The organism is Kosakonia sp. MUSA4 (assembly GCF_013085925.1).
GTDB lineage: Bacteria > Pseudomonadota > Gammaproteobacteria > Enterobacterales > Enterobacteriaceae > Kosakonia > Kosakonia sacchari_B.
The window spans coordinates 1-20,537 of the sequence record NZ_CP025697.1 but is presented as its reverse complement, the minus strand read 5'-3'; the positions used below and the strand labels follow the sequence as shown (position 1 = coordinate 20,537).

Sequence of the window (20,537 nt, the reverse complement as noted above, 5' to 3'; positions counted from 1 at the left end):
ATCTGCGCCACCCCTGTTTTTCGCTCTTTCCTTGTGCCAAGGCTGAATATTGGATCCCCTGACACGAGGTTGTTATGACGAGTTTAGTTGTCGCCAAATTTGGCGGCACCAGTGTTGCCGATTACGATGCCATGAACCGCAGTGCGGACGTGGTGCTTGCCGATGCCAGCGTCCGTCTGGTTGTTCTCTCCGCCTCTGCGGGCGTGACCAATCTGCTGGTTGCTCTGTCTGAAGGGCTGGAAGCCAGCGAGCGCTTCGTAAAACTCGATGCTATCCGCAAAATTCAGTTCGATATCCTGGAACGTATGGCGAATCCTTCCGTGATTCGTGAAGAGATCGAACGCCTGCTGGAAAATATCACCACCCTCGCGGAAGCTGCTTCGCTGGCGACCTCTACTGCCCTGACCGACGAGCTGGTGAGCCACGGCGAATTAATGTCGACCCTGCTGTTTGTTGAAGTGCTGCGTGAACGTAACGTCCAGGCGCGGTGGTTTGACGTGCGTAAAGTCATGCGTACCAGCGATCGCTTTGGCCGTGCCGAGCCGGATGTCACCGCGCTGGCGGAGCTTTCCGCCCAGCAGCTCGCGCCGCGCCTCAGCGAAGGGTTAATCATTACCCAGGGCTTTATCGGTAGCGAAGCCAAAGGCCGTACCACCACGCTGGGCCGTGGTGGCAGCGACTATACGGCCGCCCTGTTGGGTGAAGCGCTGCACGCCTCGCGTGTGGATATCTGGACAGATGTTCCGGGCATCTACACCACCGATCCGCGCATCGTTCCGGCAGCAAAACGCATTGATGAAATCGCCTTTGAAGAAGCGGCTGAGATGGCCACTTTTGGCGCGAAAGTACTGCATCCGGCCACCCTGTTGCCCGCCGTGCGCAGCGACATTCCGGTGTTTGTCGGCTCCAGCAAAGACCCGAAAGCAGGCGGTACGCTGGTATGCAACAACACCACGAATCCACCGCTGTTCCGCGCGCTGGCGCTGCGCCGCAGACAAACGCTGCTGACGCTGCACAGCCTGAACATGCTGCACTCCCGTGGCTTCCTGGCCGAAGTGTTTGGCATCCTGGCACGGCACAATATCTCTGTCGATCTGATCACCACCTCCGAAGTGAGCGTGGCGCTGACGCTGGATACCACCGGCTCAACGTCAACTGGCGATACGCTGCTGACCCAGTCACTGCTGACCGAGCTGTCATCGCTGTGCCGCGTGGAAGTAGAAGAGAACCTGGCGCTGGTGGCGCTGATTGGCAATGAGCTGTCGAAAGCCTGCGGCGTGGGGAAAGAGGTGTTTGGCGTGCTCGACCCGTTCAACATCCGCATGATCTGCTACGGCGCATCCAGCCATAACCTCTGCTTCCTGGTGCCTGGCGCCGAAGCCGAGCAAGTTGTACAGAAGCTGCATCATAATTTGTTTGAATAAAATTCCTTAGCACGATAAACAATAACTATGGCCGGGCACGAACCCGGCCTTTTTATAAAAAAACACAACACAACAATCGCAAGGAATTCCTCACATGCTCGCAACACTGACGCGGCTGTTCCCGTTATGGGCGCTGCTGCTTTCCGTCCTCGCTTATTACTTCCCGCCCACGTTCGTCGCCATCGGTCCGTGGGTGACCACGCTGCTGATGCTGATTATGTTCGGCATGGGCGTGCACCTGAAACTCGATGATTTTAAACGCGTGCTCTCTCGCCCGGCGCCGGTCGCCGCAGGAATTTTCCTGCACTATCTGGTGATGCCGCTGGCGGCATGGCTGCTGGCGCTGCTCTTTAAGATGCCGCCGGATTTGTCCGCCGGAATGGTGCTGGTCGGCAGCGTCGCCAGCGGTACGGCGTCGAATGTGATGATCTACCTGGCAAAAGGCGACGTCGCGCTGTCGGTCACTATCTCTTCCGTCTCAACTCTGGTCGGTGTGATCGCCACACCGCTGCTGACACGCCTGTACGTTGATGCGCATATCCAGGTGGATGTGATGGGGATGCTGCTCAGTATTTTGCAAATTGTGGTGATCCCGATAGCGCTGGGGTTGATTGTGCATCACCTGTTCCCGCGCGTGGTGAAAGCGGTCGAACCGTATCTGCCCGCCTTCTCGATGGTGTGTATTCTGGCGATCATCAGTGCGGTAGTGGCCGGTTCTGCGGCGTATATCGCCTCGGTTGGCCTGGTGGTGATTGTCGCGGTGATCCTGCACAACAGCATCGGTTTGCTGGGCGGTTACTGGGGCGGACGCCTGTTCGGCTTTGATGAATCCACCTGCCGCACGCTGGCGATTGAAGTGGGCATGCAAAACTCAGGTCTGGCCGCCGCGCTGGGTAAAATCTACTTCTCCCCGCTCGCCGCACTGCCTGGCGCGTTGTTCTCCGTCTGGCATAACCTCTCTGGCTCGCTGCTGGCGGGTTACTGGTCCGGAAAACCCGTCGACGGACGTAACGCGGATGCGGTGAAAGAGGGTTAACACAGCAATCACTGCCGGATAAAAACATATCATCCGGCAGATTAATTTTTTTACCCAACCGTAATCGTCACCGGCTTACCGAGTTTACTCAGCATGGTGACCAGGGCATCAATGGTAAATTTACTGGTTTTTTGATTGACCACATCAGAGACGCGAGGGCGAGAAATATTGAGTCTGGCCGCCACTTCCGCCTGTTTGAGGTGGTTTTCAGCTATCCAGCCTGCAATTTCCTGCATCAGTTGCCGTTTAATACTCAGCAATTGTATGACCTCTCTTTCCGCATCCTGCGCAAGCGCATTTGCGGCTTCAGGTGCAAAACCCAGTTCCGCAAAAATATTGGCACCGGCCGGGGTCACATGACCAATCAGATTTTCTGTTGTCGTTTTCATTTTTGACTCCTGTAATGCTCAACCAATGCACGATAGCGGGTACGGGCTATCGCCTTATCTGAGAGTGAAGTGCGCTGAGACGTTTTATGAAAACAGTGCAAAACATAAAGCGCATCTTCAAACCTGGCCAGGTAAAAAACGCGGAACGCGCCTGCGTAATTACGAAGTCGGATTTCCGCCACGCCAGCGCCAACCTCAGCCATCGCTTTCCAGTCCGACGCTTCCAGGCCAGCCGGAATTTTGTGCAGTTGATAGCCAGCATCTTTGCGAACATCTTCAGGAAAAGCACATAAGTCCTCATATGACGAACCCAGCCAAACGATGGGCTTTAGGGCAGGTCGTAACTCAAGCATAACACGTCATTGTATAAAATTTTATACCAAATCTGCATGATGTTACGCCGACGTCAGCGATTGTCACCCGCATTCAGACAAATATGCGAAGCGCTTTCCAGCGTTTATGCACCATTACGCATGCTTTACCTGGTCGCATCGCGTACACTCGTTGCACTTCCCGAGGAGAGAATCCCATGGCCCTGACCAGACTGACGCAAAAAGAGATGACGGAGAGCGAACAGAGGGAGCTAAAAACCCTGCTCGATCGCGCCCGTATCGCGCACGGACGCCCGCTCAGCAATTCTGAAGCGAATCATGTGAAAAAAGAGTACATCGATAAGCTGATGGAGCAGCGTGAAGTGGAAGTGAAGAAAGCCCGCAAGGTTAAAAAACAGCAGGCTTATAAACCAGATGAAAACACGACCTTTTCCTGGTCGGCAAATACCTCAACGCGCGGCAGACGCTAATCAGCGCCCTTTCTTTTTCCTGCCCGGCTGGGTAAAGCGTTTACCTGCCGGTTTGCCCCGATTTTTCTCTTCGGGCTTCGCAACATTGACGGCCGGTTTTTTCGCAGCCTGCGGTTTTGCTTTGGCTTTCGGCTTTGCTTCTGAGGATGAGTTCTCAATCAGTTTGAACAGCGCGATCAGTTCGTCGTCGGTTAAATCGCGCCACTCGCCCGGCGGCAGTCCGGTGAGGCTGACGTTCATAATACGCGTGCGTTCCAGCTTCGTAACTTCATAGCCGAAATGCTCGCACATACGGCGGATCTGGCGGTTTAATCCCTGCACCAGCGTGATGCGGAAGGTGAAAGGCGCTTCTTTCTTAACCTTGCATTTTTTGGTTACCGTACCGAGGATCGGCACGCCCGCGCCCATACTCCGAATAAACTCATCGGTTACCGGTTTGTTGACGGTCACCAGATACTCTTTTTCGTGGTCGTTACCTGCACGCAGGATTTTATTCACTAAGTCGCCGTGATTAGTGAGAAAAATCAGCCCCTGTGAATCTTTGTCCAGACGGCCGATGGGGAAGATACGGCTACTATGATTAACAAAATCAACAATATTGTCTTTTTCGCCGTCTTCGGTGGTACTGACAATGCCAACCGGTTTATTCAACGCGATAAATACCAGATCTTCCGTATTTCGCGGCTCGATAAGTTGACCGTTCACTTTGACAACGTCTCCGGCGACAACCTGATCGCCAATCCCGGCGCGCTTGCCGTTGATAAAAACATTGCCCTGCTCGATATAACGATCGGCCTCACGACGCGAGCAAATCCCGCTTTCGCTGATATATTTGTTTAAACGTGTTGATTGGGTTGGCAGCATAAACTCTCCTGTAAAAGCGGAATATAACTGTCTTTAAGGGGAGAAAAAATGGATTTTTATCGTGCGTAAATTAATTTGTGCACTAACCCGATAAAAGCCGGGGTTTTAAAAGCCGTGCCCACTGGCACGGCGGAATTAATAATCGTCGCGATCGTCATCTTCATCGGGTTGTTCCAGAACACCATAGGCCACCGAGCAGAACAGGGAGTTGAGTCGTTTCATGTCTCCCAGCAAACCAAGGTGCAACGAACTGGTTTCAATGCTCTGAACGTTTTGCTGATGCAATCGATCAACGTGCGCATGTGCATAACGCCGGTTCATAATACGGAAGCGGTGCTTGCTGCGGCGCAGTCGGCGGGCGCTGGTGACATCGCTGGAGAAAAACACCGACATCGCCAGTTTCAGATTCCCCACCAGCCGTTCATGCAGCGCATCCAGCTCTTTCAGCCCTTCCCCTGAAAAAGCGCGTCGTGCGGCTAACGATTTGTCGGCGATTTCACTGCCCATCCGCTCGACAATATCGGAAGCCTGCTCCAGGTTAAGCGACATCTCGATAATTTCCGCCCAGCGTTTTGATTCCTCTTCCGCCAGTTCCTCTTTCGGCATGCGCGCCAGATAGAGCTTGATAGCGGTATAAAGCACGTTGACGTCATCCGCCAGCTTGCGCAGCTCTTTCTCCTGCCGTGGCTCACCGTGCATCACTTTATGCAACCCTTCCAGCATCAGCTCCATGGCATCGCCTATGCGCAGCGTTTCGCGCGCGGCATTCGCCAGCGCCAGCGTCGGCGTATCCAGCGCAGAGCTGTCGAGATGTTTAGGTTTCAGACGCGCATCCAGCTCCTGTTCATCGCTAATGATGCGTTTACAAAATTGCGCCATCGGCCCGGCAAACGGCACCATCGCCAGACAGCGGATCAGGTTGTAGAAAACGTGGAAGTAAATCACCAGCTCCGCTTCCGGCAGCGGCAGTTTTTGCATCGAACTGGCGAGCACATGGACAAACGGCAGAATAATCAGGCTGCCTACCAGCTTAAACAGCAGGCTGCCGAGCGCCACCCGGCGGGCTGCCGCATTAGCCGCACTGTTGTTCAGCATCGCCAGCAGACCGGAACCCAGGTTGGCACCAATCACCAGGCACAGCGACACCGGAAACGAAATAATACTGGCGGCGGCCAGCGTTGCCGTCAGCAGTACGGCGGCCAGGCTTGAGTAACTGATAATCGCAAAGACCGCGCCAATCAGTGCATCCAGCAGAATATCCCCCGTCAGCGAGGCAAAAATCACCTGGACCCCGCTTGCCTGAGTGATTGGCGTCACCGCCTGCACGATGAGTTCCAGCGCCAGCAGGATCAGCCCGAGGCCAATACTGACGCGACCCAGTTGTCCTTCACGGGTTTGTTTGCGACCGAGGAAGAAAATCACGCCGATAAAGATCAACAGCGGCGACAGCCAGGAGAGATCGAAGGTCAGCACACGCGCCATCAGCGCGGTGCCGACATCGGCACCGAGTACAATCACCAGCGCCGGGGTCAGCGCCACTAAATCCTGCGCCACAAAGGATGTCACCAGCATGGTCGTCGCGTTGCTGCTCTGCACCAGCGCGGTCACGCCGATACCCGCGCAGAAGGCGAGCGGTTTTTTCTCTACGCTGCGGCTGAGCACCGTCCGTAAACGAGCGCCAAAGACGCGCATCACGCCGGTACGGACAATATGGGTGCCCCATACCAGCAAGGCAACGGCAGATAACAGATGAAGCAAAGTCAGCACTGAGTGGGATCCTCCTTATTGTTATGCGTTGCTGGCTATCAGCGGATAGATAACCACAACATTATGGTTTAAGTATAAGGTGTTAAAACCAGGAATAGCGCAGAACGCCGCTTAAGCATCCTGCGAGTTGTAAGGAAAAATGACGGTTTTGTGACAACGATGAAGGTTTAGCGCTTAACGGCTGGCGGCATCCATGGCCTGCGACTCATCATTTCGTTTAATCCACATAATAGAGCCAATTTTGACCACCTCCGACAGGACAAACAGCAGGATGGCGATCCACGGAGAACGCACATCGGAGAAATGCATAATCAGCGGGATTAGCGCAATGGAGCACTTCAACGAAAATACCCGACCAATTTCCTGTACGATTAAAAAGATATTATTGATATTCTTTTTAACTATCATCCACCAGCCAGAAAATGCTAATGAAACGATCAGTGCAATATTAATAAAGAACAGCAACTGGATCAGTCCACCGGTTAAACCACCTACGCCTAATTGCGTGTAGTTGGTATAAAACCCCTGGATGTCGGAATAAAAAGGAATACTACCACCCTGTAGTGAAAAAAATAAATATCCGGCTAATGCCAGTACATCCATAATCCCCCAGAACAGGTATATCTTATTTTTTAAACTCATAATCTTCATCCCTTACCCCAGGAATCCATTGCCATGATTTACCCGATTGCGTCCAGGCATCATCACCTTCGAGATATTTTTGACTTATCGATCGCTTGTCGCCATAGCGCCTGATTACCGAACGATTATACAGGATTTCCCGGGTATCTGACGTCACGCTGTCCGGAATGGGCGTCCACAGCTGGATTTTATCCCGCGAGGTATTCATATAATCTTTGCCATCCGAGCCAAATACACGCCCCTGGTCGCCCATACTGGTCGCGCGGTTGAGTAGCATCACCGCCGCATTTTTAACGCCGTGGAAGTCCGTCTCGCTGGTTTTCCAGTAGCCGGGGCCGTACTCCGCCGTTACCGGCACAAAGCTGCTGCGGGTTGGCACAGGCGTGCCGTGAATCGCCACGCTGTCTTTAAAACCGTTCAGTATGGTTCTGATATAGACGGCGTTAAACGACATCTCCTGTACGCAAAACAGCGCGCCGTTTTCCGCAATAAAAAACGGATAGTAGAAGCGGTTGCGGGCGCTGACATTTGGCCGCATCACCACCACCACGCCTCTGTCTACCAGACTATCAATATATTTCTCTTTCTGATGGCCTAATGGATCGTGCGGTAAACCATATTTAAAACCGTGGTGTTTTTTAATGCTATAGCCATCGATACTCCCAAGGACATTATTAGGACTACTTTCGATAAAATATTCCTTTCTGATAATATTTTTCGCGATGTCCGGCGCGAGGATATTTTCATAATCCTTCGGCAATAGATTTCTTTTTCTTATATCATAAATATCCATTTTATAATACCTAAGTTAAATTTATGACAAACGAATGAACTGCAAAAAAAGGAAGCAATCTTGCCTGTGAGCCAACGCCCATCATACGCATGAAGAGGAACAGCGGTCTAAGAAAATATCCACTTTTAAGAATGTTCTTAGTTTCAATTTGTATTATGTTTGCTTAGTGAAGATTTTATGAAAAGTGATGAAAAAAAACGGGGCATTAAATAATGCCCCGTTGCTCTGCAATGTATTGCGGTTAGTCGGCGTCGTAGCCTAAATTCGAGGACAGCCAGCGCTCAACCTCTGACACGGACATGCCTTTACGCCGCGCATAATCTTCCACCTGATCGCGCTGAATTTGCGCGACGGCGAAATACTTGCTGTCCGGATGGCTGAAATACCAGCCTGAAACCGAGGCGCCCGGCCACATGGCGTAAGATTCTGTCAGCTTCATACCGGTATGTTTTTCCACATCCAGCAACTGCCAGATGGTGCCTTTTTCGGTGTGCTCCGGGCACGCAGGGTAGCCCGGCGCGGGGCGAATTCCCTGGTAGTTCTCGCGGATCAGCTCTTCGTTGCTGAGGTTTTCGTTTGGCGCATAACCCCAGTACACTTTACGCACCCGCTCGTGCAGGTATTCGGCAAACGCCTCTGCAAGGCGATCGGATACCGCTTTCACCATGATTTTGTTGTAATCATCGTGTGCGGCATCGTAAGCCTCTGCCAGCGCATCTTCTTCCAGCCCGCCGGTCACGGCAAAAGCGCCGATGTAGTCCGCTTTTCCGCTCTGTTTCGGCGCGACAAAATCGGCCAGGCAGTAGTTGGCGAAACCGGTTTTTTCGGTCTGCTGACGCAGATGGCAACCGACCGTCAGCACCTGCGTGCGGGTTTCGTCACGGTAGATTTCGATGTCATCGCCGACGCGGTTTGCCGGAAACAGCCCGACCACACCGCGCGGATTAAGCCGTTTTTCCGCGCTCAGCATATCGAGCATCTCGTTCGCATCCTTAAACAGACGCTTCGCCTCTTCACCCACCACTTCATCTTCCAGAATGCGCGGATACTTGCCCGCCAGCGACCAGGTCATAAAGAACGGCGTCCAGTCGATATAGTTGCGCAGCGTCTCGATGCTGGCCGCGACTTCCTGTACGCCGAGGCGATGCGCCACCGGCGGTGTGTAACTGGCCCAGTCGAAAGCCAGATCGTTTTCCCGTGCGATCTGCAAGGTCACCGGCGGCGTGCGCGGTTTTTTGCGCGCGTGCTGAATGCGCACCGTTTCATACTCTTTGCGGGTGCGGGCGACAAACGCATCGTGCTGCGTGTCCGACAGCAGCGACGACACTACGCCGACGGTGCGCGAGGCGTTCTGCACATAAACCGTTGGCCCGCTGTAGTTCTGCTCGATTTTCACCGCCGTGTGCGCTTTCGACGTGGTCGCGCCGCCAATCAGCAGCGGAATGGTGAACCCCTGGCGCTCCATCTCTTTAGCCACGTTGACCATCTCATCGAGCGACGGCGTAATCAGCCCGGAAAGGCCAATCAGATCAGCATTCACTTCACGCGCAGTTTTCAGGATTTTATCGGCCGGCACCATCACACCGAGATCGATGATTTCGTAGTTATTGCACTGCAACACCACGCCCACGATGTTTTTGCCGATATCGTGCACATCGCCTTTCACGGTGGCGATCACCATCTTGCCGTTGCTTTTACCCTGCTCTTTGCTGGCTTCGATATACGGCTCCAGGTAAGCAACCGCCTGCTTCATTACGCGGGCGGATTTCACGACCTGCGGCAGGAACATCTTACCTTCGCCGAACAGATCGCCGACCACGTTCATACCGTCCATCAGCGGCCCTTCGATCACCTCGATCGGGCGAGCGGCTTGCTGACGGGCTTCTTCGGTGTCCTGCTCAATAAATTCGGTAATACCTTTTACCAGCGAATATTCGAGGCGCTTTTTCACATCCCAGCTACGCCACTCAGCCTGTTGCGCCTGTGCGCCATCATCCGCACCTTTACTGCCGCGATATTTCTCGGCCAGATCCAGCATGCGCTCCGTGGCATCGTCACGACGGTTAAGAATCACATCCTCAACGCCATCGCGCAGCTCGGCGGGCAGATCGTCATAAATCGCCAACTGACCGGCGTTCACGATCCCCATGTCCATGCCGTTGCGAATCGCGTAATAAAGGAAGACGGCGTGAATCGCCTCACGCACCGGATCGTTACCGCGGAAGGAGAAGGAGACGTTCGACACGCCGCCGGAGATCAGCGCATGCGGCAGCTCGCGTTTGATATCTTCACAGGCGCCGATAAAGTCCTGCGCATAGTTGTTGTGCTCTTCAATCCCGGTCGCCACCGCGAAGATATTCGGGTCGAAGATAATGTCTTCCGGCGGGAATCCTACCTCTTCGGTGAGAATTTTATAGGCGCGGCGGCAAATCTCGATTTTGCGCGCGCGGGTATCCGCCTGGCCGGTTTCATCAAAGGCCATCACCACCACCGCCGCACCGTAACGGCGCACGCGTTTCGCATGATGGATAAACGGCTCAACCCCTTCTTTCATGGAGATGGAGTTAACAATGCCTTTGCCCTGGATGCATTTCAGCCCTTTTTCAATTACCTCCCACTTCGAGGAGTCGATCATGATCGGCACACGGGCGATGTCCGGTTCGCCGGCGATCAGATTGAGGAAACGCACCATCGCCGCTTCGGCGTCGAGCATCCCCTCATCCATGTTGATATCGATGATCTGCGCACCGCTTTCCACCTGCTGGCGCGCCACGTCCAGCGCTTCGCTGTATTTCTCTTCTTTGATCAGGCGCTTGAATTTGGCCGAGCCGGTAACGTTAGTTCGTTCGCCGACGTTCACAAACAGGCTGTCGTCGCCGATATTCAGCGGCTCAAGCCCGGAAAGACGGCAGGCCACCGGGATTTCCGGCAGTTTACGCGGCGGCAGCCCGGCAACAGCGTTGCTCATGGCAGCGATATGTTCCGGCGTGGTGCCGCAACAACCGCCGACGATATTCAGGAACCCGGCCTCCGCCCACTCGCGGATCTGCGTCGCCATGGTGGCGGCATCAAGGTCGTACTCGCCAAAGGCGTTCGGCAGACCGGCGTTCGGGTGCGCGGTGATGTAGCATTCGGCAATGCGCGACAGTTCCTGCACGTACTGGCGCAGTTCGTCTGGCCCCAGCGCGCAGTTAAGGCCGAAAGTGAGCGCATCGGCATGGCGCAGCGAGTTGTAAAATGCCTCGGTCGTCTGGCCGGAAAGCGTACGCCCGGACGCATCGGTAATGGTGCCGGAAATCATGATCGGCAGCTCAATACCCAGCGCATCAAATTCTTCTTTAACAGCAAAGATTGCCGCTTTGGCGTTGAGCGTATCGAACACCGTTTCGATCAGGATCAGGTCAGCACCACCTTCCACCAGCGCTTTGGTTGATTCACGGTAGGCCGCCACCAGCTGATCGAAGGAGACATTACGAAACGCCGGATCGTTGACATCCGGGGAAATGGAGGCGGTGCGGTTAGTCGGGCCAAGCACCCCGGCCACGTAACGCGGTTTTTCCGGCGTTTGCGCGGTCCATTTATCGGCACAGGCGCGGGCCAGTTTCGCTGCGGCAAAGTTGATTTCCGCCGACAGGGACTCCATCTGGTAATCCGCCATGGCGATGGTCGTCGAGTTAAAGGTATTGGTTTCGATGATATCCGCGCCTGCCGCAAAATAGGCGTCATGGATGGCGGTTATCACATCCGGCTTGCTGAGCACCAGCAAGTCGTTGTTTCCTTTCAGATCGCAGGGCCAGTCGGCAAAGCGCTCGCCGCGAAAATCCTGCTCACTCAGACGATAGCTCTGGATCATGGTACCCATACCACCGTCCAGAACCAGAATGCGTTCATTTAACTGCTGTTGCAGTTGTTCAACTTTGCTGCTCACACGTGCTCCCGACAAGGCTTAATGAGGCCAAAAGGCCAGCAAAACATACTGGCACAAAGTGGCAGATCGGAAAAGCGGCAGCGGATTAACATGAGAGATGTTCAGCTTCACTCATCCGATCAGTCTGCCATAGAGTTACGTTATACTGAGTCAAAACGAAAATGATTTCCACGATACAGAAAAAGGAGCCAGCCGATGGTCGCTTCCGTTCCCGCCAAACGTGGCAGAAAAGCCACCGCGCCAGCCGCTCCGGCCGGCGGACAAGTCCAGTCATTGACCCGCGGTTTGAAACTGCTGGAATGGATCGCTGAATCCCACGGCAGCGTCGCGCTGACGGAGCTGGCGCAACAGGCCGGTTTGCCCAATTCCACCACCCATCGGCTGCTTACTACCATGCAGCAACTGGGCTTTGTCCGTCAGGTTGGCGAACTGGGCCACTGGGCGGTCGGCGCGCATGCTTTTATTGTCGGCAGTAGCTTTCTGCAAAGCCGTAACCTGATGGCGATTGTGCATCCGATCCTGCGTAAGCTGATGGAAGAGTCCGGTGAGACGGTCAATCTTGCGGTGCTGGATAAAAGCGATCATCAGGCCATTATTATCGATCAGGTGCAGTGTACCCAGTTAATGCGGATGTCCGCGCCCATTGGCGGCAAGCTGCCGATGCACGCCTCCGGCGCAGGTAAGGCCTTTTTAGCACGGCTGGACGATGAGCAGGTCGGTAATCTGCTGCACCGCCAGGGTCTGCACGCTTATACCCACGCGACGCTGGTGTCGCCAGTACATCTGAAAGAAGATCTCGCCCAGACGCGCAAGCGCGGCTACTCGTTTGACGATGAAGAACATGCGCTGGGTCTGCGCTGCGTTGCTGCCTGTATTTATGATGAACACGGCGAGCCATTCGCGGCGATCTCTATCTCCGGGCCAATATCGCGAATGACTGACGACCGCGTGACCGAACTGGGCGCCATGGTCATTCGCGGCGCAAAAGAGGTGACGCTGGCCTACGGCGGAATGCGTTAATTACTTTCACTATTACCTCTTTATCCACCGAATAAACGCTGAAACTTATTTATCTCCCCTGCGACAAGAATCGTCTCAACTCGCGGGGAGATTATCTCCAGTCATAAAAGGGCTATCTCATTGTCGTCACACCAGGGCGATGGCACCGTGTCGGCACGTTTTTTCATGAGATTATGATGATGAAGAGTAAAGCCCGCATTCTGGCCTCTATCATTATGTGCTTGCCCTTTTCCGCAATGGCGCATGTGAAGTGGTTCGTTAATTATGGCGTTGAGCAAACGCCGCTATCGATAACATCATTGACCGGTGCGATGAGCTTCTGGTTATTACTGGCATTTTCAACGGCAGTAATATTTGCGACGTCGGTACTCGACAGAAAACTGCCTTCGTTTATCGATTGCCACCGCTGCCAGCCATTTTTAAATCATGCGCACAATTACGTCCCGCAGATTATTCGCTGGGGCGCGGCACTCTTTTTCCTGGTGCTGGGCGCGTTCTTCCCGCAGGTTATTCTGACCCCGGAACTGGTCGTTGCTAATCCGTGGCTTAGATACATTCACCTTGTTATTGCGTTTACCGCTTTTTCGAGAAAAACGAGCTTTTTCTCCGGGTTCTTAATTATTCTGCTCTATCTCTATGCCGTGCAGCTTTATGGTGCGAACCATATGCTGGACTATTTTATCTTCATTGGTATCGCCGTTTATTTAATTACCCAGAGCACCCTGAAACAGCAGGCGTACGGCAAGGAACTGGAATTTCTGCGTCTGATTCTTTGCTACTCATTCCTGTGGGGAGCGATTGAGAAATTCCTGCATCCTGGTTTGTATTACCAGTTGCTGACAACGCATAGCTATCTGTCAATGGGCCTGAACTGGGAGTTCTTTGTCCGCGCCTGTGGTTTCGTGGAATTATGTCTGATTTGGCATATTTTCAGCGGCAGGCTGGCGGGTTACGCCTGTATCGGGCTGTTTGCCATTATTGTGGTGCTGGCCTTTATTCCGTTTGGCATTACCGACTTTGTTGGCCATCTGGTGTTTATTTTCCCGCTGGTCGCGCTCTTACTGACGCCGCGCAAAACGCACCTGTTCCGCACCGCCACCGCGAGTACGCTCGCCTTTTTGCTGACGCTGGCGATTTTACTGTTCTTTAGCTACGCCGCTTATAACGTGCTGCAATTCAACCTGCACGTCCACTAAGCGTTCAGCCCGCCTGCCGTAAGGCGCCAGTGCCGAAGCGTATGCTAAAGCGTTGGCGCTTACGGTAGGCATAGACATCTTCCACGTGTCCCTGCCGGATACGTTCCTGTAACCCTCGCCAGTAGTCGGCGCGCAATAAATCGGCGTGCATCTCCTCAAACAGCGGGCCGATTTCTGGATCGGCGCACAGCCAGTGACGAAACTCCTGCGGAAAAACATCCCCGGGCGCCACGCTGTACCAGGGTTCAGCGCTCAACTCATCTTCCGGGTAGCGCGGCGGCGGAATATCGCGGAAATTAACCTCCGTCATATAGCAAATTTCATCGTAGTCGTAGAACACGACGCGGCCATGACGGGTGACGCCAAAGTTCTTGAACAACATATCGCCGGGGAAAATATTGGCGGCGGCAAGCTGGCGGATTGCGTTGCCGTACTCTTCCACCGCATCACGCAGTTGCTGGCCTTTGACCTGCTCAAACCAGATGTTCAGCGGCACCATGCGCCGCTCAATGTAGAGATGGCTGATGGCGATACTGTCGCCGAGATCGGTAATTTTGCCCGGCGCCTGTTCCAGCAGTAACGCCATCAGCGCTGGCGAAATTTGCCTTTTTTCCAGCACAAAGTTTTCAAATTCCTGCGTATCGGCCATGCGCCCGACGCGATCGTGCTCTTTGACTAACTGGTAACAGGCGCGAACATGCGCCGCGCTCATCTCTTTTTGCGGAGGAAAGACGTCTTTGATCACTTTAAACACCCGGTCAAACCCCGGCAGCGTAAATACCAGCATCACCATGCCGCGAATGCCCGGCGCTTCAATAAACTGCTCATTGCTGGCGCGAATGTAGTTCAGGTATTCGCGGTAACTTTCGGTTTTGCCGTGCTTCTGGCAGCCAATCGCCATATACAACTCGGCGGTGGTTTTGCCCGGCAGGATCTCCCGCAGCCACTCCACCGTCGCGGCGGGCAGCGGCGCATAAACCATAAAATAGGAGCGGGCAAAGCCAAACACGATGCTGGCTTCAGCAGACGTGGTCAGACAGGTATCGACAAACAGTTCGCCTTCATCCGTGCGGTGGATCGGCAGCAAAAAGGGCAGCGTTGCCAGCGGGGTGACGAGTTTGCCGACCAGCCAGGCCGCCTTATTGCGATAAAACAGTTCATTTGCCACTTGCAGATGCGATTTCGCCAGCACTTCGTGGCCGAAAGCCTCCTGCAAATGCGCCGTGATATAACCGATATCGCGCGTTTTGTCCTGCCACGGCAGGCGCAGCGGTAAATCCGTCAGCACTTTACTGAGTAACGCCTCCCAGCCGCGTTCCGGCCAAAAATCTTTCGCCAGCGGGCGCGGGATGGTGCGAAAGCGACGCTCCGGCTGCGAGCTAAAGATAAATAAGCGTTCCGGCGTTAATGATCGGTGATCGAACAGGCGGCAGTAGACCGAATTGAAAAAACTTTCGGCAATCTCAAAGCGGGGGTAATCCGGCAGCAGCCGGGTGTAATGCTCTTTAACCCGCAGCAGAAACGCCGCGTCGGGGCTTTGGCTGTCAGTGATGCAGCGTAACTGTTCCACCACCAGGCCAACATGATGGTCGTAAAGATGAATGCGCTGCTTCATCGCCTGCTGCACAGCCTGCCAGTCCGCCTGTTCAAAACGCTGCTGGGCGCCGGATGTGACCTCCAGGAAGCGCCCATATTGCGCATCGAAGCCTTGCAGAATGGTTTGTGCAATCAGTAGTTCCAGGCCACGCGACATCTTTTGTCCTCATGTCGGGCAAAGTGTTGCCGGAGAGCGTTATCCGGCAGACGAGGAGCCGCAAACCCGGCAGCTTTCTGCCTGCCGGGTATCGACAATCAGAACTGCGCTTCTTCGGTCGAGCCTGTCAGCGCGGTCACCGAAGAGGTACCGCCCTGAATAATGGTGGTGACCCGGTCGAAGTAGCCCGTGCCGACTTCCTGCTGGTGAGAAACGAAGGTGTAACCCTCTTTGCCTGCGGCGAACTCCGGCTGCTGCACCTTCTCAACGTAGTGTTTCATCCCTTCGCCCTGCGCATAGGCGTGCGCCAGGTCGAACATGTTGAACCACATGCTGTGAATACCGGCGAGGGTAATGAACTGGAATTTGTACCCCATGTCCGACAGCTCCTGCTGGAAGCGGGCGATGGTGTTGTCGTCGAGATTCTTTTTCCAGTTGAACGACGGCGAGCAGTTGTAGGCCAGCAGTTTGCCGGGGTATTTTGCATGGATCGCATCGGCAAACCGGCGTGCCAGTTTGAGATCTGGCGTCGAGGTTTCGCACCACACCAAATCGGCATAAGGAGCGTAAGCCAGCCCGCGGCTGATAGCCTGCTCAACCCCGGCATTTGTGCGGTAGAAACCTTCGCTGGTGCGCTCGCCGGTAATAAAGGCGCTGTCATAGGGATCGCAATCGGAGGTGATCAGATCGGCTGCATCCGCATCGGTACGCGCCACCAACAGCGTCGGAACGCCCAGCACATCTGCCGCCAGACGCGCCGCCACCAGTTTCTGCACCGCTTCCTGCGTGGGTACCAGCACTTTGCCGCCCATATGCCCGCATTTTTTCACCGACGCGAGCTGATCTTCAAAGTGAACGGCAGCAGCACCGGCTTCAATCATCGATTTCATCAGTTCAAAGGCATTAAGCACACCGCCAAAACCGGCTTCGGCATCCGCCACGATTGGCAGGAAATAGTCCACAAAACGCGGATCGCCCGGTTCAATACCGGAAGCCCACTGGATCTGATCGGCACGGCGGAAGGTATTGTTAATCCGTTCGACCACCGACGGCACCGAGTTCGCCGGATAAAGCGACTGATCCGGATACATACTGGAGGCCAGGTTAGCATCTGCGGCAACCTGCCAGCCGGAGAGATAAACTGCCTCGATCCCCGCTTTCGCCTGTTGTAAAGCCTGGCCGCCGGTCAGCGCGCCAAGGCTATTGATATAACCCTTTTTCGATTCGCCATGCAGCAGCCGCCACATTTTGGCCGCGCCCAGTTGCGCCAGCGTACATTCCGGGTTGACCGAACCGCGTAATTTCACCACCTCTTCCGCGCTGTATGGGCGGCGGATGCCTTCCCAGCGCGGTTGCGTCCACTCTTTTTGTAATTCTTCGATTTGTTGGGTACGGGTTTTCATATGCAGATGCTCCATAGGTGTCGGGTGGGTGAATTAAGCCAGTAAGCGATAGCCGGGCAACGTCAGGAAGTCGATCAGCTCATCAGAGGTGGTGATCTGCTCCATCAGGCGCGCGGCATCATCAAAACGACCGCTGCTGAATCGGTGCTCGCCCAGCTCGTCCTGAATAACCCGCATCTCTTCGGCCAGCATCTGGCGGAACAGCGTTTTGGTCACCGGTTTACCGTTGCTGAGCGTCTTTTCGTGGTGGATCCACTGCCAGATAGAGGTGCGGGAGATTTCGGCGGTGGCGGCATCTTCCATCAGCCCGTAAATCGGTACGCAGCCATTGCCGGAGATCCACGCTTCGATGTATTGCACCGCGACGCGAATATTGGCGCGCATTCCCTCTTCGGTGCGTTCGCCTTCACACGGCGCCAGCAGCTGCTCGGCGGTGATTGGGGCATCGTCTTCACGGCTGACAAACAACTGGTTTTTATTATCACCGAGGGTGGCGTTGAACACGTCCATCACCGTATCGCCAAGGCCAGGGTGAGCAATCCAGGTGCCGTCGTGGCCGTTACGCGCTTCGAGTTCTTTGTCGGCTTTCACTTTATTCAGCACCCAGTTGTTGCGTTCGGCATCTTTACTGGGAATAAACGCTGCCATGCCGCCCATCGCGAATGCGCCGCGGCGATGACAGGTTTTGATTAACAGGCGGGAATAAGCGCTGAGGAACGGCTTATCCATGGTGACCACCTGGCGATCCGGCAAAACCCGATCCGGATAGTTTTTCAGGGTTTTGATATAGCTGAAGATGTAATCCCAGCGTCCGCAATTCAGCCCGACAATATGGTCGCGCAGCGCGTGCAGGATTTCGTCCATCTGAAACACCGCAGGCAGCGTTTCAATCAGCAACGTCGCTTTGATGGTGCCGCGCGGCAAATTGAACCGATCTTCGGTATAACTGAACACCTCACTCCACCAAGCCGCTTCGTGCCAGGACTGGGTTTTCGGCAGATAAAAATAGGGACCGCTGCCTTTGGCGAGCAGGTTTTTATGGTTATGGAAGAAGTAGAGCGCAAAGTCGAACAGACTGCCGGGGATCGCTTCACCACGCCAGGTCACATGCTTTTCTGGCAGATGTAAGCCGCGCACGCGACAGACCAGAACCGCCGGGTTGGGCTTTAACTGATAAATCTTACCAGCTTCATTGATGTAGCTGATGGTGCCGTTGACCGCATCGCGCAGGTTGATCTGCCCATCGATCACTTTCTCCCAGTTCGGCGCCAGCGAATCTTCAAAATCCGCCATGAAGACTTTGACGTTGGCATTCAGCGCATTGATGACCATTTTGCGTTCCACCGGCCCGGTGATTTCCACGCGGCGATCGAGCAGATCTTCCGGTATTCCGCGAATCGTCCAGTCGGATTCACGAATGGAAGCTGTTTCCGAAATAAATCCAGGCAACGTACCGGCATCAATTTGTTGCTGCTGGCGCTGACGTGCTGCCAGTAGCTGATTACGTTTTGGCGTAAAGCGGGTTACCAGCTCGCTCAGAAACTCCACTGCTGCCGGAGTAAGGATCAGCTTCTCTTGCTCGCCGTACGGCTGTGTAAAGGCCAGTTCATCGGTTGTTGTTGCCTGTTGTGTCATGGTGCGATTCCTCTTTTTTGCAGCAAAGACATTTCCCAATGCTGACGAAGATCGTTTGTGCAGTTTTCGTTCAGCAGGATCAATCCTGGCTAATAATTTTTCCAAAATCAAAAACAATTTCCATTTTATAATTAAAAACACAATAACTATCTGATAACAATGAAGTTATAGTTTTATTATGTTGAGAAGTGATTTTCGGAAATAAAAAAGGCGCCCGAAGGCGCCTGGTATATAGGGCTGAAACGCTTAATCCAGCGTCGGATTCATGTGCCGCAGATCGTATGGCGTGATCTGGTAGACGTAGTAGTTGAGCCAGTTGATGAACAGCAGATTGCCGTGGCTGCGCCAGGAGGCGCGCGGTTTATTCTGCGGATCGTCTTTCGGGAAGTAGTTATGCGGCAGCTCAGGACTGAGGCCCGCTTCCACATCGCGGAAATATTCATTCGCCAGCGTGTTGGCGTCGTACTCCGGGTGGCCAGTCACGAACGCAATGCGTTTATCTTTGCTGGCAAACAGGTAGGCATCACCCTCTTCTGTTTCGGCCAGGATCTCCAGATCGGTGTAGTCGCGGATCAGTGCAGACGGGAAATCCGCATAGCGGGAGTGCGGAGCAAGGAATACATCGTCAAAACCGCGCGTCAGCAGCGCATGGGGATGAAGGATGTGGTGTTCATACACGCCGGAGAGCTTTTCACTGCGGGTCTGCTTGGGAATGCCATAAAGAATATTGAGTGCGGCCTGTACCGCCCAACAGACAAACAATGTTGAGGTAACGTGATCTTTCGCCCACTCCAGGACCTGCTCGATCTGCGGCCAGTAGGCAACATCGTTAAACTCAACCAGGCCCAGTGGCGCGCCGGTAACAATCAGGCCATCATAATTTTCGTGGCAGATTTCATCAAAATTACAGTAAAAGGTATTCAGGTGCTCAGCTGGCGTGTTGCGCGACTCGCGGGAATCGATGCGCAGCAGGCGCACATCAACCTGTAGCGGTGAGTTCGACAGCAGACGCAGGAACTGATTTTCCGTCTCAATCTTCTTTGGCATCAGGTTCAGGATCAACACCTTCAGAGGGCGGATCTCCTGAACTGTCGCGCGCGAAGTCGTCATCACAAAGACGTTCTCGTCACGCAAGAAATTGACGGCTGGCAGCTCGTCCTGCACCCGAATCGGCATAACTTATATCCTCACTGCATACGTTTAAACGTTTAGACATCCAGATAGCCGAAGATACCCAGGAATAAGCAAAATGTCGAGTCCGCAAGTGAAAGGTGAGAAAGTTTCACGTCGCGCTCCGCCTATGAAATGATTTTAGATTTTTTGTCGTGCTGTGAAGGGGAATTTTTGGGCTGGCCCATGCCGATCGCTCAGAGGAAAGCTGCGGCTGAGTATTGAGGTTGCGTACAACTATGCGATTTTTATAAAGCTGAGCGTACAGCCCGATCATAGCTATACCCTTTAGTCATTAAATTCTGCTGAAACAATAACAAAAATCCCCGTGCCTGCGCACGGGGCTTCCCTGTCTGTTCCGCTTCAGCTTCTGGCTCAACGCAAAAAGGCCATCCTTACGGATGGCCTCTTCACCGATTTGATGCCTGGCAGTTCCCTACTCTCGCATGGGGAGACCCCACACTACCATCGGCGCTACGGCGTTTCACTTCTGAGTTCGGCATGGGGTCAGGTGGGACCACCGCGCTAGTGCCGCCAGGCAAATTCTGTTTACCGCCATGCCCCAAGGGCACACCGGTCTAATCTGTATCAGGCTGAATATCGTCTCTCACGCCAAAACATCTTCGGCGTTGTAAGGTTAAGCCTCACGGTTCATTAGTACCGGTTAGCTCAACGCATCGCTGCGCTTACACACCCGGCCTATCAACGTCGTCGT

Annotated in this window: 16 protein-coding genes, 1 rRNA gene and 1 other annotated feature; of the genes, 5 read left to right on the top strand and 12 right to left on the bottom strand. The window is 54.1% G+C overall.

What is annotated here, in order from left to right; genetic code table 11:
- Positions 1 to 74: 74 nt before the first annotated feature.
- Both lysC and panS read left to right on the top strand, forming a co-directional pair.
- Positions 75 to 1,424 (top strand): lysine-sensitive aspartokinase 3, encoded by a 1,350-nt coding sequence (gene lysC / locus C0557_RS00085; RefSeq protein ID WP_208657082.1) that lies wholly within the window; start codon positions 75 to 77, stop codon positions 1,422 to 1,424.
- Positions 1,425 to 1,518: 94 nt separating this feature from the next.
- The gene (panS, locus tag C0557_RS00080) at positions 1,519 to 2,460 is read left to right on the top strand and encodes a bile acid:sodium symporter family protein (RefSeq protein WP_208657081.1); all 942 of its coding nucleotides are present in this window, start codon (positions 1,519 to 1,521) and stop codon (positions 2,458 to 2,460) included.
- Between the two features lie 50 nt (positions 2,461 to 2,510).
- Here the strand turns inward: panS and C0557_RS00075 are convergent, their stop codons facing one another.
- Both C0557_RS00075 and C0557_RS00070 read right to left on the bottom strand, forming a co-directional pair.
- Positions 2,511 to 2,849, bottom strand: coding sequence for a helix-turn-helix domain-containing protein (locus tag C0557_RS00075; protein WP_074779869.1), 339 nt, complete (start codon positions 2,847 to 2,849; stop codon positions 2,511 to 2,513).
- Positions 2,846 to 3,202, bottom strand: coding sequence for a type II toxin-antitoxin system RelE/ParE family toxin (locus C0557_RS00070; RefSeq protein WP_208657080.1), 357 nt, complete (start codon positions 3,200 to 3,202; stop codon positions 2,846 to 2,848). The genes C0557_RS00075 and C0557_RS00070 overlap by 4 nt, the downstream gene beginning before the upstream one ends.
- A gap of 176 nt (positions 3,203 to 3,378) precedes the next feature.
- Here C0557_RS00070 and C0557_RS00065 point away from each other — a divergent pair, with 176 nt between their 5' ends.
- Positions 3,379 to 3,651 (top strand): DUF3811 domain-containing protein, encoded by a 273-nt coding sequence (locus tag C0557_RS00065; RefSeq protein ID WP_208657079.1) that lies wholly within the window; start codon positions 3,379 to 3,381, stop codon positions 3,649 to 3,651.
- Here the strand turns inward: C0557_RS00065 and rluF are convergent, their stop codons facing one another.
- The 5 genes from rluF to metH form a co-directional block, all read right to left on the bottom strand.
- Complete coding sequence (rluF, locus tag C0557_RS00060) at positions 3,652 to 4,515, bottom strand: 23S rRNA pseudouridine(2604) synthase RluF (protein WP_208657078.1); 864 nt, start codon at positions 4,513 to 4,515, stop codon at positions 3,652 to 3,654. It abuts the gene before it with no gap.
- A 135-nt stretch (positions 4,516 to 4,650) separates the two neighbouring features.
- Positions 4,651 to 6,282: a Na/Pi cotransporter family protein gene (locus C0557_RS00055; protein WP_208657077.1), complete on the bottom strand. Its 1,632-nt coding sequence runs from the start codon at positions 6,280 to 6,282 to the stop codon at positions 4,651 to 4,653.
- 174 nt (positions 6,283 to 6,456) lie between these two features.
- Complete coding sequence (locus C0557_RS00050) at positions 6,457 to 6,924, bottom strand: hypothetical protein (RefSeq protein ID WP_208657076.1); 468 nt, start codon at positions 6,922 to 6,924, stop codon at positions 6,457 to 6,459.
- Positions 6,908 to 7,684 carry a hypothetical protein gene (locus tag C0557_RS00045; RefSeq protein ID WP_208657075.1) on the bottom strand — a complete coding sequence of 259 codons (777 nt, stop codon included), beginning with the start codon at positions 7,682 to 7,684 and terminating at the stop codon, positions 6,908 to 6,910. The genes C0557_RS00050 and C0557_RS00045 overlap by 17 nt, the downstream gene beginning before the upstream one ends.
- Before the next feature lie 274 nt (positions 7,685 to 7,958).
- Complete coding sequence (gene metH / locus C0557_RS00040; RefSeq protein ID WP_208657074.1) at positions 7,959 to 11,645, bottom strand: methionine synthase; 3,687 nt, start codon at positions 11,643 to 11,645, stop codon at positions 7,959 to 7,961.
- Positions 11,646 to 11,840: 195 nt separating this feature from the next.
- On the opposite strand from metH, the gene iclR reads away from it, so the two are divergent.
- Entirely contained in the window at positions 11,841 to 12,665 is an 825-nt protein-coding gene (gene iclR / locus C0557_RS00035; RefSeq protein ID WP_071921801.1) for a glyoxylate bypass operon transcriptional repressor IclR, read from the top strand.
- A gap of 173 nt (positions 12,666 to 12,838) precedes the next feature.
- Positions 12,839 to 13,861: a hypothetical protein gene (locus tag C0557_RS00030; RefSeq protein WP_208657073.1), complete on the top strand. Its 1,023-nt coding sequence runs from the start codon at positions 12,839 to 12,841 to the stop codon at positions 13,859 to 13,861.
- A gap of 4 nt (positions 13,862 to 13,865) precedes the next feature.
- On the opposite strand, the gene aceK is transcribed toward C0557_RS00030, so the two are convergent.
- The 5 genes from aceK to rrf form a co-directional block, all read right to left on the bottom strand.
- Positions 13,866 to 15,614 (bottom strand): bifunctional isocitrate dehydrogenase kinase/phosphatase, encoded by a 1,749-nt coding sequence (gene aceK / locus C0557_RS00025; RefSeq protein ID WP_208657072.1) that lies wholly within the window; start codon positions 15,612 to 15,614, stop codon positions 13,866 to 13,868.
- Between the two features lie 98 nt (positions 15,615 to 15,712).
- Positions 15,713 to 17,017 carry an isocitrate lyase gene (aceA, locus tag C0557_RS00020; RefSeq protein WP_074779887.1) on the bottom strand — a complete coding sequence of 435 codons (1,305 nt, stop codon included), beginning with the start codon at positions 17,015 to 17,017 and terminating at the stop codon, positions 15,713 to 15,715.
- 33 nt (positions 17,018 to 17,050) lie between these two features.
- Complete coding sequence (aceB, locus tag C0557_RS00015; protein ID WP_208657071.1) at positions 17,051 to 18,652, bottom strand: malate synthase A; 1,602 nt, start codon at positions 18,650 to 18,652, stop codon at positions 17,051 to 17,053.
- Between the two features lie 246 nt (positions 18,653 to 18,898).
- Positions 18,899 to 19,828, bottom strand: coding sequence for a homoserine O-succinyltransferase (metA, locus tag C0557_RS00010; protein WP_208657070.1), 930 nt, complete (start codon positions 19,826 to 19,828; stop codon positions 18,899 to 18,901).
- A gap of 417 nt (positions 19,829 to 20,245) precedes the next feature.
- A 5S ribosomal RNA gene (rrf, locus tag C0557_RS00005) occupies positions 20,246 to 20,361 on the bottom strand.
- A gap of 94 nt (positions 20,362 to 20,455) precedes the next feature.
- Positions 20,456 to 20,537: a sequence feature (23S ribosomal RNA rRNA prediction is too short), on the bottom strand.